We start from the raw sequence: 14,826 nt of genomic DNA on the forward strand, positions 1-14,826 counted from the left end.
GACGCTTGCGCTACCCGAGGGCTCCGCGCCCGGCGCGCTTGCCCTGAAACGATCCGCCGACTACCAATCTCAAACCGGCAGACTCTCGTTATGACCGAGGGACCAACGGGGGGCAGGTCAGACGGACTTCATCAAACTGGTCCCTGTTGGGATCAAATGACTCGAAAGTATCACATATTCTTAAGCTGCATAAGTCTTGTTCAGTAGCTGTTCCATCCCGGATGATCACATAGACCCTCGCCGGTCTTCCTTTTTCATGGCAAGGTCGATCCTGCGCGAGGTTCGGGAGGGGGTGGGAGGATGCTGATTTCTCTGCACAAGCAGGCGACCACGACGCCAAAGATCCGCACCGCGATCCAGGCGAGCAGCGAACCGGCATGGCTGGTGGCAGAGCGCTACGGGATCTCCGAGCAGACGGTGTGGAAGTGGCGCAGCCGCGATGACGTCCACGACCGCAGCCACACGCCGCACCGGCTTCAGACGACATTGACGCCTGCCCAGGAGGCCGTCGCGGTGGCGCTGCGAAGGGCGCTTCTCTTACCGCTCGACGACCTGCTCGCGGTCGTGCGCGAGTTCCTCAATCCGCACGTCTCGCGTTCGGGCCTCGACCGCTGCCTGCGTCGCCATGGGGTGGGAAACCTGCAGGCGTTGAAGCCCTGGGAGCCGAAGCCCGCGCACGGCAGCTTCAAGGCCTATGAGCCCGGTTACCTGCACATCGACATCAAGTATCTGCCGCAGATGGCCGACGAGGATCGCCGCCGCTATCTCTTCGTGGCCATCGACCGGGCGACCCGATGGGTCTTTGTGCGCATCTACCCGGCGCAGACCGCGGCCAACGCGCGTCGTTTCCTGCGCGACCTTGAGCGTGCCGCACCGATGAAGATCACCCGCGTGCTGACGGACAACGGCAAGGCTTTCACCGACCGCCTGTTCGGCCTGCGCAAGCGCGCTGCCACCGGCCAGCACGAGTTCGACCTGCTCTGCGCCGAACTTGGCATCGAGCACCGCCTCGCGCCCCCGATGCACCCGCAGACCAACGGAATGGTCGAGCGCTTCAACGGCCGGATAGAGGATGTCCTGCAGAGCCATCGCTTCCACAGCGGCGAGGACCTGGAGCAGACCATCCTGCGATATGTCCACCTCTACAACACGCAGTTCCCGCAATCAGCCCTGAACGCCCGAACACCCATCGGCGCTCTCAAGGACTGGCAACGTCACAGACCCGAGCTGTTCAGGAAACGCGTCTACAATCTCGCGGGATGTGACAAGTAGCGGCATCTGGTGGATTGAGTATAAAACCGTAGATCTTGGGCCCGACGAACGACCGCTCTCGCCCTTCCGTATCGATAATGCAGAAACTGTAAAACTTTCGCCGCAGATGGAGCGACTGTCCGCTTCGTCCGCATCGGAGACAGCCCCCCGCTGAGATCGCTGCGGTAAGCATGAACGGCTGGTTTCAGGAGGCTGCACTGCAGCGCCAGCAGAGCCTAACCGTCAGCAAAGGGCCGCCTGCGCTCGGATGAGGCACGAGGGCTGACGACCTAGCTGGCCATGTCCGGGCGCAAGCAGGTCAGACAGGCAAGGGGTGGATCAATGTACGGGGCCGGCCTGCCTCTTCCCACAGGAAAGCCAGCGTGACCGGCAGGCGGAAGCGGCGCGGGCCGGCTGCGCCGGGGTTCAGCCAGAGGGTGCTGCCGGTTTCCTCGATGCCGGGCTGGTGGGAGTGGCCCGAGATCACGACGTCCCACCCCTCGGCTCTCGGATCGGCCTGCAAAGCCTTGCGGTCATGGATCATGTGGATCCGCAGACCTCCAATCGTGAGGCTCACCGTTTTGGGCAAGGCCTCGGCTCAGGGGCCGCGGTCGATGTTGCCGCGGATCGCCGTCACCGGGGCAATGCGCGCCAGAGCGTCAAGATGGCCCGGATCGCCGATATCGCCCGCGTGCAGGATGCGCTCGACGCCTTCAAGAGCCTCCAGCGCCTCGGGGCGGAGCAGACCATGGGTGTCGGAGATGACGCCAATGCGCGGCCCGGGAGATGGCTGGATGAGTGGTTGCATGGGGCAGTTCCTGTTGGTCATCGCATTCCCGTCGCGCGTCAGTCCGGCAACGTGACGGCGATGGCGCTGCGACGGTCGCCACAACAACATGCTGGGATGAAAAGCCGTCCGCACCAGCACATCGCAGACTTTGCGGTTCTCAGCAGCATAACGCAACCAGGCGGACGAGATATCCCCAGAAGACTGCCTTGCCCCGGATTGACAGGTTCTGCTGTGATGGAACAAAACAAGAACGATTCTGTTTGTTCCCAACTGTCTCGGAGCCTTTCTGGTCATGCCTGCCCGGTCCTTCAATCCCGCCATTGCCGCCTTGCGCGAGCAGATCGCGCAGATGGAAGGCGATGGCGGACCTGCGCGTGGCGTGCTGCCTTTCGGCGTGCCGGACTTGGATCGCCGGCTGCCCGGTGGCGGCCTGGCGCTCGGCTGCCTGCATGAGGTCGCAGGTGGCGGCAACGGTGCGGTGGACGGGGCGGCAGCCTCCTGCTTTGCCGCGGGCATCGTCGCGCGTCTGCCAGGTCAGGTGCTGAGGTGCGTGTCGCAGGCGGACCTCTTCGCGCCGGGGTTGGAACAGGCGGGCCTTGGCCCCGACCGGGTTATCTATGTGGAGGCGGGCGATGATGTCTCGGTGCTGGCCTGCATGGAGGAAGGCCTGCGCCATGGCGGTCTTGGGGCGGTTGTGGCCGATGTCGCGCGGCTCTCGATGACTGCTTCTCGCCGCCTGCACCTGGCGGCCAAGGGCTCGGGCACGACCGGCATCGCGCTCAGACGCTGGCGGCGCCAGCAGGAGGCCTATGACTTCGGGCAGCCCACAGCGGCGATGACCCGTTGGCGCGTCTCGGTCCTGCCCTCGACGCCTCTGCCCGTTCCCGGCGTCGGCCGCGCCCGATGGCTCATCGAACTGATCCGGGCACGGGCGGGCGAGTCCCTCGATCTTGAACTGGAGGCATGCGATGGCACGGGTCATCTCGGTTTTCCTGCCGCTCTGGCCGATCGACCGGCTCAAGCGGCAGGCGCCTGAGACCACCGCCTCGCCCGAGGCGCCCCTGGTTCTGGCGAGTCGCGTGGGCAACCGGCGGCTGGTGACAGCGGCCTGTGCCCTGGCGCAAGACCTCGGCCTCTCTGCCGGCATGCCGGTCAGCAAGGCACAGGCGCTGGTGCCGGGGCTACAGGTGCTGCCTCATGATCCTACCGCCGACGCCGCCTCGCTGGAGCGGCTGGCGCTCTGGGTGCTGCAGCGGGTCTCGCCGATCGTGGCGGTCGATCCGCCCGACGGGCTCGTTGTCGACTCCACGGGTGCCGATCACCTCCATGGCGGCGAAGACGCCCTGCTGGAGACGCTGATCGGTCGGCTGGTGATGTCGGGCGTCACGGCACGCGCCGCCATTGCCGATACCTGGGGGGCCGCCCATGCCTTGGCCCGGCATCAGGCCAATCCGGTGCATCTGGCCGAGGTGGGGACCGCCGAGACGCTGCTGGCTCCCCTGCCCCTCTCAGCGCTGCGCCTGCCGCCAGCCATGCTCGCCAGCCTGCGTACGCTCGGCTTTGCCTGCATCGGTGATCTGCTCCATCAGCCCCGCGCGCCGCTGACCCGGCGCTTCGGGTCAGAGCTTTGCCGCAGGCTGGACCAGGCACTTGGCCGTGCTGCCGAGCCGATCGAGCCCTTGCGCCCCGACAGCCTCGTCGAGGTGCGCCGCAGCTTTGCCGAACCGATCGCCGCTGCCGAGACCATCGCCCGCTACATCGGCAAGCTGGTGCAGGCCTTGTGCGTGGCGCTCGAGGCAAGGGGCCTAGGCGCCCGCAGGCTCGACCTGCTGTGCTGGCGCGTCGATGCCCATGTCCAGACCGTGCGCGTGGGTCTGGCCAGGCCGCAGCGCGACCCCCAGCGGCTGACGCGGCTCCTCTGCGAGCGGATCGAGACCATCTCGCCGGGCTACGGCATCGAGATCCTGTCGCTCACGGCGGTGATGGTCGAACCGCTCGAGGCCCAGCAGATGGCCAGCTCCCTGCTGGAGGCCCCTGCCTCGGAGCTCTCCGGCCTAGTTGATGTGCTGGCGAACCGCGTCGGCGCGCGCGGTGTCTACCGTATGGCCCCTGTGCCAAGCGACGTGCCGGAGCGCTCCGTTATCCGCATCGCGCCCTTGTCTGATCCCGTCGGTGCCGGCTGGCCTGATCACTGGCCACGGCCTTCCCGCCTGCTACCCCGGCCCGAACCGATTGAGACGGTGGCGCTCTTGCCCGACCATCCGCCGGTCTGGATCATCTGGCGCGGCATCAGCCGCAAGGTGCGCCGGGCCGATGGTCCCGAGCGGGTCTTCGGTGAATGGTGGAAGCGCGATGCCGAGATGATCGCAGTGCGGGACTACTTCCGCATCGAGGACGAGGCGGGGGAGCGTTTGTGGGTGTTCCGGGCCGGTGACGGCGAGCATGCCGAAACCGGCAGTCACCGCTGGTTCCTGCACGGGGTCTTCGGATAAGCGAGACCTCGCGTGATCAGGCTTTGCCAGTTCAGACGCCTCTTTAAGCCAGGCAGGCTCGACCATGACCGGCCCACGTTATGCCGAATTGCAGGTGACCTCACGGTTCTTCTTTCTGCGGGGCTTTTCGGTGAGAAATGCCGCGCGCCGGGCAAAACGACCTGAAGTCGCGAAGGGCAGAGAGACGCCTGACGGCAGCGCCGCGTGGCAGGTGTAGAGAGGGAGGAAAGCGTTCACTGCTGCAGAGCACGCTCATGTCGCGCTTACTTCATTGTCATATCTTTTGATACCTCCTCAGGCATGAGGCCAGGACGTGGCATGAGCGAGGCTAAGACTGACCTGATATAGTGAATGCAACCAATCCGATGCGCTAGATGCTTGCATTAGCTGCAGCATCGATTATGATTACAGGTGACTACAAAGGAGCACATAATGCCACAGCGCTCTGTATCCGAGCCGATTACCATCCGCACGGCCAAGGTTTCAGAGATCGACGCCTTGGCAAGCGCGATGGATCGTTCCCGCAACTACATCGTCAATCAAGCGATTGAGCAGTATTTGGAAGCCAATGCCTGGCAGATGGAGCGCATCGCAGCCGGGATCACGGCGGCGCGCGAAGGCAGGGTCATGCCTGCCGATGAGGTCTTCGATGGGATTGCGGCGAAACACGGCTGGTCGCGTTGAAGAACCTGGTCATTGCTGCACCAGCGGCACGCGACCTTGAGGGGATCGTGGACTACATCGCCCTGGATAATCCTACTGCTGCAGAGGGGGTTTATCGCGGGATCGTGGAGGCAGCGCGGAAACTGTCTCAGTTCCCTGCCCTCGGGCGCCCTGGTCGCCATCCCGAAACACGCGAACTCAGCGTTTCCGGTCTGCCCTATCTGATCGTCTACGAGGTGAGTGCAGAGACGGTGACGATACTGGCGGTATTCCACACGTCCCGCGATTTAGCGAAGGTATTGCGTGAGCGGATCAGTATCAGCTAGGCGAAGTTCAAAAAGCTCGCAGCTACATCCGCTGGGCAGTTAGTTCCATGACTAGCCGCTCGGCAGCGGCTTCAGCACGGCCTTATCTCATCTCGGACAGGTCAGCACCAATCGGCTAACCACTTGAGGTGAAGACAGTGCCGCCCACAGAGATCGCCGTAGGCTGCCAGTCGCAACCCCCAACACCTATCCCCTGCCCCATGGCTTCCGTGCTATCGAGATGCTGCTCTGTGGCCTCCTCGCGCAGTTCATTCGCGGGCTGGACACAGGCGCGTACGATCGCAAGGGTCAATTCTCATCCGATATCACGACAACACACGGACACGACCTCGGCCAAGTCGAAGATCAAGGCCCGTTGCTCGGGTGTCTCTATCAACATCAGAGTAGACCGAACGGGGCATCGACCTCCTTGGGGTATTCGTCCAAACTGGAACATCCCTTTTCCAATGCACGTAACTTGGCGAGCATCACCGCACGGGCAGCGCCTTCCTGATCGTCCATCGGCACTGGATTAGTGGCTAGAGGCCACAGATCATGGCTGTAGCGTGAAACAAGTAGGTTGCCACCTCAGTCCCCCTCCAGCCTTTGGCAACAGTCGCTTCGGCTTGGCCTACCGTTTTTCTGCCACTAGCCGGTCAAGCAGGGCAGGGTCCTTAAGCCAGCCACCGTCTTCGCCAGGAGATTGTGCAACACGACACCACGTACAGCCTCATAGGCATTGACGCTAACGAAAACCGCGCGGCCGTTGGACAGCCGGACCGAGGCTTGAGTCAGCGTCCGCTGCCCGGTGTAGGGCTCCTTGCTCTAGGAGTTGCTCACCGCATCTCAAATCTGTGCCCGGCGGGCATGATCCGAATTTACTGAGAAGGCCAGCAAGTGTTCTAGTGTCATGCTATCTTCGTCATAGACCTCGAGCAGGGCAGGGACCGCAGCGGCGAATTCGAGGCGCGGCTTGACGATCTGCGGCGCTAGGAAGGAAGCTGACGCGATTGCTTCCTCGCCCTGACTTTTCTGATGCGGGATTGCAAAACGCGGGAGTGGTCGAGCGAGTGTAGGACAACGCGCTGCATGTTCTCGGCCAGCAAGTCGTCCTACGACAGGTTTCCGGATGCGGCATCTCGCATGATGCTGAGGATCGGCGTGGTCTTTGCTAGCCGCTTCTGCTTTACGGGTAGCGACAGTACCTTAAACCGCCGGTCTTCAGCCGAGAGTTTTTTTGTGGCCGGTCTCGACGCCATTGTCATCGAGCACGAGTCGGGCATCCAGGCTCTGCAGGAGCCCGCGACGTGCGATGTCTTTGGCCAGTTCCTCGACCGAAATGTCCGCTCTGATGGGCAGATATTGGACTGAGTCAGCACGAGTTTGTCGAAAGGAGTGTCCTGTGAAAGGGACGGGGACGCATTCTGAATTACTTTTGTCATCAGATCTTCTCCACAACGGCGCCAAGATTTACTCTCCTGATCTCACATACCGTCATCCCTTAACCGTCAGTTCTTTCCCTCTCTTGGTCCGGTGACCTGCCGACGGATGACTTTACAGCTGTTAAGCGCTTCCAACTCGAGTGATCTTGAACTTAACAGCTGTTATGCCGCACTTCGCCGAGACATCAGCGCCATAATCATCGGCCCACAAGAGAACCCGCCGGCTGCCGCCTTAGATGTCAGCGCACGGAGATAGCCGCCAGGAGATCGGATATCAGCAAAGCGTTCAAGTATGGCGGCGACGACAATCGACGCCTGCTCCGGCCCCATGAACCGCAGCGCCTCGTCCCAAGCGGAAGTACTGATTCCCATAGCAGGCCGCACATGGCAGGCAGCTTGGAAAAGCTGGTGCCAGTGCCGGATATCGCCTTGGTAGAAGGTCTTGAGCGACGGGCATGCCGCAATCACCAAATGGAGCGGGAGCTTTGGAACCTGCCTGGTATCTCGTTCAGCCACATCAGCACTAAAATTAGTCGTATCTGCATCAGGTGCAACACCAGACGCCCCGCCTTCTTCCACGGCAGGTTCAAGGTCAATAGATTCTTTATTTGAATTCAGATGGTGGCGCTCAAATCGAGCAGCATTGGTGTTCATTTCTTCTGTATCAGGGCCATCGATGAAGTTCCGCGCATGGTCAAGAAGAGCTTCGAGGTCAGCACGATGGACCGAGAGGTCCTCAAGCGAAAGCTTGCGGCGGAGTGCGCGAGTTGTAAGAACGGCAGTATCGCGAAGCTGATTCCAGAGCTCAATCCCCGGCTGAATCTCTTCACCGAACTCCGCCAGGGCGGCGAGATCGCGGCGCATGAGGCTTACTACCTCTCTCATGCGCCTGACGCGGTCCTCAGCCTCACGCACGGCCTCTGCGGCGCGCGCAACTTCTTCTGCCAGGCAGTAGAGCGGGGAGAGATCGAAGCCAAAGGCGACACGCTCTTCGCCGTGCTTGCGGACGTAGCGCTTCCCGTTGGGGCTGTCGCGCCGCTGGAGCAGTCCAGCTTCGACTAGCCGGCCAAGGTGGCGACGCATTGTTGAGGACGGCATTCCGTTCAGGCGCTCGCAGATCGCCTTGTTGGAGGGAAAAACTACCATTTCGACATTCCCGCCAAGCGTATCGTCCGGGAAGAAGCTGAGAAGACCTTGAAGGACGGTCAGATCACGTTCTGTGATTCCAAAGGTCACTTGCGCCTTTGACAGATCGCGCAAGAGCTCCCACTTGTTGACGGGTCTGACCGGAACAGATGCCTCTGGTTGCTCGACCACGCGCAGATGGGCGCGCGAGATCGGCCGCATAAACGGCGAGATTGGTGTGTACTCCATGATTTTAGTTCACGAAGGCAAAATTTCTTTGGCCCGCGAATCGCTTTGCGCTTGCGGAATGGGGTCAGATCGCTACATTCAGAGGTGCGAAAACTGAGTTTTGTAGCGGGCTGGTCCTGTTCGAAACCTAAGAAAGGTCTCGTGAAGCTTGCTTCTCGGGGCCTTTTTCTTTTCTGCCTATCACGTGCCTCCTCTTTAGTTGTTGCTCTTCTTCAGTCTTCCTCGCGCTTCCAGCGCTCGTGAAGCTCGGCGATGAGCTGGGGGGCGTGGCCCTTCAGCCAGCTGACAAAATCATCGTTCTCAGCCTTCAACTCGAGCTTGAGCTGTCGGCCGCGAAGCCCCGTTGTTACTGTTGCAGCACCCACACCAGGAATGACTACATTGGGCTCGCGCCGGGAATTCGGTGGTCGGACGGGCCGCTCTGCCCGAGCCGCAGTTCTCAGGACCTCCAAAAATGCGGCATCAGACTTCTCGTCAGGCCCGCCACCATGAGAGGACTTGGCCTTTGTCGCCAATGCCACAAGGCGCTCTCGATCCACAGACCCATCGCCCAATGCCTTCTTGAGTTCTTCCCACCGAGGCCGGCCGATACCAGGAGCAGCTCCGATCGCTAGGACGAGATCCTCACCAACTGCGCGGACAACGCTTAATAGCTGCGAGACACCGGCTTCGGTGAGTCCTAGAACCTCCGCGACACCCTTGTTGGTGCGTTCCGTCTCTCCCAGGTGATCGCCATTCAGCAATGCGGCAGCGACCAAGGCGCGTTCGATGAAGCTCAGGTCTTGCCGTTCTTGGTTCTCGAGAAGCTGATCTCTGAGCGCCTGATCCCCGTCCATTTCGGTGACGATTGCACGGACCTTGATCCCAAGATCTCGGCAAGCCTCAAGCCGACGTCGACCGTAGATGAGACTGTAGCGATCCCCTTCGAGGGGTCGCACTAAAATTGGAACCCGTTGACCACTTCTGGAGATTGATGCCTTCAGTCCAGCGATCTCGATTTGAAGACGATCATCCAGCCTGCCCGAAGTTTCGACTTGGTCAGGCTCTATCTCGAACACGCCACCCCGTAGCCTGCGTCCCTCAAGCGCATCGGGGGCGTTGCGCAAGGTCTGCAAGGGCAGTCCCAGTTTAGGCTTTCTTGCCATTGCGTCCCCATGTGCTTTGGATGATCGCAGCGATTTCGTCGTTGACGGCATTCATGGAGTCAATGGCACGATCGAAGGTCTGGCGCGTGAAGTCCTTCTTGTCTGCCTCATACAAGGTCTGCTTAGTTAGTCCGGCATCCGAGATGGCCGTCGACTCGACCATGTGGTTGGTCAGCACCGAACGCCCGAAGAGACTGCGGATGAACGCGATGACCTCGGTTTGCGGGGCATCGCCCACCTTATAGCGGGTCGGCAGGAAACGCAGCCAATCAAATCGCAGGTTGGCACCCGCGTCCCGGATTACACCAAGCAGGTCCGCCGTCATGCGCAGGAACTGCGACATGGACATGAGGTCTAGCATCTGCGGGTGCACCGTAACCAGGACCCCCGACGACGCGGAGAGGGCTGACATGGTCAGGAAGCCTAGTTGCGGAGGGCAGTCGATCACGACGACATCGTAGTTGCTTTCGACACTGTCGAGGGCGTCACGTACTCTCGCGAAGAAGGCGCGCGCTCCGCCACTCTGGATCGCTGCCGGTGTCTCATGCTCGAACTCCATGAGTTCAAGGTTACCCGGGATAAGGTCTAGCCCACGGATGTAGGTCCTCCTGATGACCTCGGACACCAAGACAGGATCGTCATAGCGGACCGCATCGTAGAGCGTGCCACCTTCCATAAGGTCCAGTTCAGGCTGAATCCCATGCAGCGCGGACAGCGACGCCTGCGGATCCAAGTCGATAGCCAGCACCCGGTAGCCCTTAAATGCAAGTCTCTGTGCAAGGTGGGCCGATGTCGTAGTCTTGCCGCTGCCCCCTTTGAAGTTCACCACGGAAATGACCTGCAACTCGTCGCCGTTGCGACGACCAGGAACATAGGTGCCCGGCTTCTTGGCATTGGCCTCAAGGCTCTGTCTGATTTCCCAAACATCGTCGAGGGTATAGCGTCGGTGGCTACCGGCTGTCGTCTCGACATCCGTGATCTTGCCTTCGCGATGAAGTTTGCGAAGGTATGTATGATCAACACCGAGGAGCTCGGCCGCCTCACCGCTTGTCAGGCTGCGCATCACCTTCTTCGCGTCAGGCGGAAAGTGTGCTGCGCGCTGTGCGTGCAGATTCGACGCGAGAAGCTCGGCGTAGTGGCCGATTGCGACGTCTAGGTCTTTGTCTGTCTCGGTCATAATCTGATCGATCCGTGGGCGCGATTTTTATGTGACCGCGCGTTATCTTTCGAGACTATTGCCTGACTGTTCAGATTCGTGCAAGGTTTTTTCAGATTATGTGACTAACGTGCCATTAGGGTAGGGATAGTAGAGGCTGCAGGTCGAGCTTCTCTTCGCCTGGCCAGACCTCAATCGAGCAACCCCAGTCTCTCGGCCCACTACAGCAGCAACTTCACGGAAGGCGATTGCGAGCTTGTCCGACCGCGGGGTGCGCGCACCTGCATCGCCTCCAGCCGTGTACAGATGGCCTAAAGCGTGATCTCGGGGTTTGCGCCTTCAATGGCCGCGACGATGGCGGCGGGCGGTTGTCCGTTTCGCGGTGCCCGGCGCGGGCCAGCACCTCGGCGAGCAGAAAGCCGTTGCGAAACATAGACGTTCATTGCGCGCAAGTGACAGCTTTACGGTCGAGCGCCGCGCCTCGGGCTATGGCTGAAAATGGGTGATGGGGCCTGAGAAGGCGGCGTATCGTGGCGGGTGTCGAAGCCTGCCAGAACCTCCCGAAGGAGCGATACGCCATGAACGACGATACCACGATCACCCCGCTTCACCAGCCTGGTTCGACCCTTGACCCGCTGACCGAGATTGCCCGTGAGGGCGCACGCCAGATGCTGGCCGCCGCACTGAAGGCCGAGGCGGCCAACTTTGTTGCCCGCTTTGCGGACGAGCGGCTGCCCGATGGCCGTCAGCGCGTCGTCCATCACGGGACCGGGCCGGAGCGGACGATCCAAACGGGGATCGGGCCACTCGCCGTGAGACGGCACAAGGTGCGCGACCGTGCCGCTGTTGAGGCGGAGAAGAGGATCCGGTTCACCTCCAACATCCTGCCGAGGTGGGCGCGGCGCTCCCGCAGCCTCGATGCGCTGCTGCCAGTGCTTTACCTGCGTGGCGTGTCCATGGGCGACTTCCGGGAGGCGCTGACGGCGCTGCTGGGACCGGATGCCCCGAACCTGTCACCCGGTGTGATCTCGCGGCTGACGGCAGGTTGGCAGCAGGATTACGACCGCTGGCAGCGCCGCGACCTGTCGGCGCGCCGCTATGTCTACATCTGGGCCGACGGCGTCTACCTTCAGGCCCGTATGGAGCCGCAAGCCGAGTGCATGCTGGTGGTCCTCGGGGCTACACCCGAAGGAAAGAAGGAACTCGTCGGTTTCCAGGTCGGGGCGCGCGAGAGCGCGCAAAGCTGGCGCGAGCTGCTGGTCGATCTCAAGGCCCGCGGCCTTGCCGTGCCGCCGGAACTGGCTGTCGGCGATGGCGCCTTGGGCTTCTGGAAGGCCATGGATGAGGTCTTTCCTGGCACCCGCCATCAACGGTGTTGGTTTCACAAGATGGCGAATGTGCTCAATTGCTTCCCCAAATCCATGCAGCCCGCTGTCAACGCCGATCTGCGCGAGATCTCCCATGCCGCAACCCGCGCCTCGGCATTGGCGGCCATCGAGATCTTCAAGGAAAAATACGCCGCCAAATACCAGCGTGGCGTCTCCTGCCTGACCAAGGACAACGAGGCCTTGCTAGCCGCCATTATTCACCAGGTTCAGATTTTGGCGGTCGGCTGGCTGATTTTGGGATTGGATGAAGTTTCTGCACAGGCGGATGCCGCGTCCGGGTTGTGAGGTCCGGTCGGTCGCTTGTTCTGGGTTATGCGGGTTGATGTTTCATGTCGTGCGGGGGCGCTTGCGTCAGGCCGGTCCTGGTGGTGCGAGGGCACCGAAGAGGAAGCGTAGCAATTCTTGCCGGGGGCACGATGCCGGCAGCGTGACGATGATCCGGGTCTTCTTCTCGACGATGGTGGCCGCCAGTTTGACGAGGTGCAGGCGCAGTGTGTCGAACTGGGCGCGGCGCCACGGTGAGCGCTTCGGGCAAGCTGCACGGAGCTTCCACCAGAGCCAATAGGCGCAGCCGTGCAGCATCAAACGCATCTGGTTGGCGTTCGCCTTCGAGCATGATGTTCGGTCTGATGCGAGATGGGTCTTCCATGCCTTGATGTGGTTCTCGGCCTGGCCGCGAGCGGAATAGAGCTTCTCGTAAAGATGCTTGCCGCGGCCCCCCTCGAGATTGGTGACGATGTAGCGGGTGTCCCGGCCCAGGGGTCCAACTTCGACGCGGGCAATGACACGTCGCGGCTTCGACCACGACCGGGCCGCGTAGGAGAAGGTTTTGAACCGGCGAAGCGTCGGACCCGGCGTGCGGGCGTAGCGCGCCGCCGTCGACGCCTCCAGGGCCGAGATGGTCTGCGCCAGACGGCCGTTCTTTGAGAGGCCAAAGATATAGCGCAGCCCGAGCCTGTCACACTGGTCCAGAACCTGCGGTGTGCAGTAATGGCTGTCGGCACGCAGCAGGATTTCTGTTTTGGGCCAATACTTGGCGATCTGCCGGATCAACCGGCGGATATGGGCCGCGCTCTCGGCCCCCTTGGGGCGGCGGGCCGGGCGCAGCAATGTCCCGACGAGCCGGCCTTCGCCATCGAAGACGACGATGGGCTGAAAGCCATACTCATCGTAGAAGGCGTTGAACAGGCGAAGCTGCTGGTGACCATGCACCGCATCGAATGTGTCATCGATGTCGAGCACGATCTGGCTGGGCGCACGCGCAAAGGACTGGCAGTAGAACCGGACCATTTCGCGGCCCATGCGGATCAGGGCGCGGGCGTCGGGCAGGTTTTCCATGCGCGAGATCGTCGGCTGAGAGGACAGGGCTGGCCCTGTTTCCGGGCCACGCTCCAGCGCGATCCTGAAGCTGGGATCATGCCGCAGGGCGGTCGCGTCATTGCCATCTTCATACCCCGCCCCGATCATCATGATCCGGAAACGGATGATGTCGCACAGGCGGTGCTGGACTTTCGCCGGGTCACGCGGGTCGTGCAGGCAATCGGCGAGCCGCTGCGCCAGGCCCGCCTTGCGCTCGATCTCGCGCAGCAGGGCCAGCCCGGCGTCGGAGCTCATGTCGGCGCCGTCAAATCCAACCAGGATCGGCTTGCCGTTGAGGGGTGACAGACGGGGCGTAGAGCACGTAGATTGGCCCATGGCGGAGGTCGTCCTCCTGAAAACTGCATGTTTGGCATCAGCAACCAAAACATACGACGTTTTCAGTCGGTTACGCTACCTCCGCCGCCTTCTCTTGAATTATTCGGGCTAGCATTTTACGACTTCCCGGCCGAACACTGGGAGCATCTGCGCACCTCGAACCCCATTGAAAGTGTCTTTGCCACCGTCCGACATCGCACTGTCCGCACCAAGGGCGCACTGTCGCAGAAAACCGCAAAGCTGATGGTCTTCACCCTGGTCCGGGCCGCATCGAAGAAGTGGCGCAAGCTCAACGGCACAAACCAGTTGCCACGCGTCATTGAAGGCATCAGATTTACCGACGGCGTCGTCGCTGACGATGCCAGCCAAAGCCGCGCCGCCTGATCAAGTCGCGTCACCCAAATTTATCCATAGCTCCCGCGCCTCGCGGAGAGGATCGTTGACGATGCGCAGCACGTCTTCCTAAGCCATATCGAGCCATAGACGGCGCACCTGCGACACCCAGTCCTGTGCCGTCTCATTCAATCGGTCCATGTAGCCGTCCTATAGTGCCAGCCGCATCTTGCGCAACGCAGCTGGGTCACAGGCGCGCAGGCACGAGTTTCCGCCAACGCGACCTTTGGTACACGCTGGAGAGACCAGCCTTGGTCCATTCCCCGATCAGGACGCGCTCGAACGCGGCAGCGGCACCTAGAACCTACAGGATGAACTTGCCCCTACGGAGATGAGGTATCGATCGGGTCCTGTAGCAATCGGAAGAAAGCCCCTGCGCGTCGCAGTTGCTTGATTATTTCGTGCAGACGCGACAGCCACCGCGCAAGGAGGTCGGTGCGCACCACTACCAGCGTATTGCCATTGCCGATCTGTTCAAGCAGTCGCACCAGTACCGGCCGCGCACGGTTTCCGCCCGAGACTTGCTCCTCGTGGAACTCGGCGCAGCCTGCTGACTCTAGGCCTCTGATTGGGGCAGGGGGGTCCGCTCCCCGATCGCGACGCAGGCATAGCCCATCAGGGGCATGGATGGGCTCCGGGATGCACTGCTAGTAGAGCGTTCATACACAAAACAAAGGCACAAGAAAACGGTCGTTTGAAGATGCGTCCGCAGCAAGTGTCGCTAGGTCCGGT

The 14,826-nt window shown here is 61.7% G+C and carries 11 protein-coding genes and 4 pseudogenes; 8 read left to right on the forward strand and 7 right to left on the reverse strand.

Annotated elements, in window-relative coordinates; genetic code table 11:
- Nucleotides 1-300 precede the first annotated feature (300 nt).
- The gene (locus tag OC159_RS14885) at nt 301-1,272 is read left to right on the forward strand and encodes an IS481 family transposase (protein WP_265501966.1); all 972 of its coding nucleotides are present in this window, start codon (nt 301-303) and stop codon (nt 1,270-1,272) included.
- Nucleotides 1,273-1,570: 298 nt separating this feature from the next.
- Here the strand turns inward: OC159_RS14885 and OC159_RS20015 are convergent.
- A pseudogene (locus tag OC159_RS20015) lies at nt 1,571-2,362 on the reverse strand (metallophosphoesterase family protein).
- On the opposite strand from OC159_RS20015, the gene OC159_RS14895 reads away from it, so the two are divergent.
- The 5 genes from OC159_RS14895 to OC159_RS14915 all read left to right on the forward strand — a co-directional run bounded on the left by OC159_RS14895 (nt 2,334) and on the right by OC159_RS14915 (nt 6,872).
- Nucleotides 2,334-3,077, forward strand: coding sequence for an ImuA family protein (locus tag OC159_RS14895; protein ID WP_265501967.1), 744 nt, complete (start codon nt 2,334-2,336; stop codon nt 3,075-3,077). The pseudogene OC159_RS20015 and the gene OC159_RS14895 overlap by 29 nt on opposite strands.
- On the forward strand, nt 3,010-4,533 hold the full coding sequence (locus OC159_RS14900; RefSeq protein ID WP_265501968.1) for a Y-family DNA polymerase: 1,524 nt from the start codon (nt 3,010-3,012) through the stop codon (nt 4,531-4,533). Before OC159_RS14895 ends, OC159_RS14900 begins: the two co-directional genes overlap by 68 nt.
- Nucleotides 4,534-4,965: 432 nt before the next feature.
- Nucleotides 4,966-5,217, forward strand: coding sequence for a CopG family ribbon-helix-helix protein (locus tag OC159_RS14905; protein WP_265501969.1), 252 nt, complete (start codon nt 4,966-4,968; stop codon nt 5,215-5,217).
- Complete coding sequence (locus OC159_RS14910) at nt 5,214-5,522, forward strand: type II toxin-antitoxin system RelE/ParE family toxin (RefSeq protein ID WP_265501970.1); 309 nt, start codon at nt 5,214-5,216, stop codon at nt 5,520-5,522. Before OC159_RS14905 ends, OC159_RS14910 begins: the two co-directional genes overlap by 4 nt.
- A 1,068-nt stretch (nt 5,523-6,590) precedes the next feature.
- Nucleotides 6,591-6,872, forward strand: a complete 282-nt coding sequence (locus OC159_RS14915; RefSeq protein WP_265501971.1) for a hypothetical protein — start codon at nt 6,591-6,593, stop codon at nt 6,870-6,872.
- 233 nt (nt 6,873-7,105) lie between these two features.
- On the opposite strand, the gene repC is transcribed toward OC159_RS14915, so the two are convergent.
- The 4 genes and pseudogenes from repC to OC159_RS14935 all read right to left on the reverse strand — a co-directional run.
- Nucleotides 7,106-8,317: a plasmid replication protein RepC gene (gene repC / locus OC159_RS14920; protein ID WP_265501972.1), complete on the reverse strand. Its 1,212-nt coding sequence runs from the start codon at nt 8,315-8,317 to the stop codon at nt 7,106-7,108.
- Nucleotides 8,318-8,529: 212 nt separating this feature from the next.
- A complete protein-coding gene (locus tag OC159_RS14925; RefSeq protein WP_265501973.1) occupies nt 8,530-9,432 on the reverse strand; it encodes a ParB/RepB/Spo0J family partition protein in 903 nt (300 codons plus the stop codon).
- A 13-nt stretch (nt 9,433-9,445) separates the two neighbouring features.
- Nucleotides 9,446-10,639, reverse strand: coding sequence for a plasmid partitioning protein RepA (gene repA / locus OC159_RS14930; RefSeq protein ID WP_265501974.1), 1,194 nt, complete (start codon nt 10,637-10,639; stop codon nt 9,446-9,448).
- A gap of 200 nt (nt 10,640-10,839) precedes the next feature.
- Nucleotides 10,840-11,070 (reverse strand): annotated as a pseudogene (locus tag OC159_RS14935) (recombinase family protein); the annotation flags it as partial.
- Nucleotides 11,071-11,196: 126 nt separating this feature from the next.
- Here OC159_RS14935 and OC159_RS14940 point away from each other — a divergent pair.
- On the forward strand, nt 11,197-12,291 hold the full coding sequence (locus tag OC159_RS14940) for an IS256 family transposase (RefSeq protein WP_456095338.1): 1,095 nt from the start codon (nt 11,197-11,199) through the stop codon (nt 12,289-12,291).
- A gap of 66 nt (nt 12,292-12,357) precedes the next feature.
- Here the strand turns inward: OC159_RS14940 and OC159_RS14945 are convergent, their stop codons facing one another.
- Nucleotides 12,358-13,701: an IS1380 family transposase gene (locus OC159_RS14945; protein WP_265502002.1), complete on the reverse strand. Its 1,344-nt coding sequence runs from the start codon at nt 13,699-13,701 to the stop codon at nt 12,358-12,360.
- Nucleotides 13,702-13,809: 108 nt separating this feature from the next.
- Here OC159_RS14945 and OC159_RS14950 point away from each other — a divergent pair.
- Nucleotides 13,810-14,085, forward strand: a pseudogene (locus tag OC159_RS14950) (transposase); the annotation flags it as partial.
- Nucleotides 14,086-14,166: 81 nt separating this feature from the next.
- Here the strand turns inward: OC159_RS14950 and OC159_RS14955 are convergent.
- Nucleotides 14,167-14,719 (reverse strand): annotated as a pseudogene (locus OC159_RS14955) (recombinase family protein); the annotation flags it as partial.
- Nucleotides 14,720-14,826: the final 107 nt, after the last annotated feature.

The organism is Paracoccus beibuensis (assembly GCF_026162625.1).
Classification (GTDB): domain Bacteria; phylum Pseudomonadota; class Alphaproteobacteria; order Rhodobacterales; family Rhodobacteraceae; genus Paracoccus; species Paracoccus beibuensis.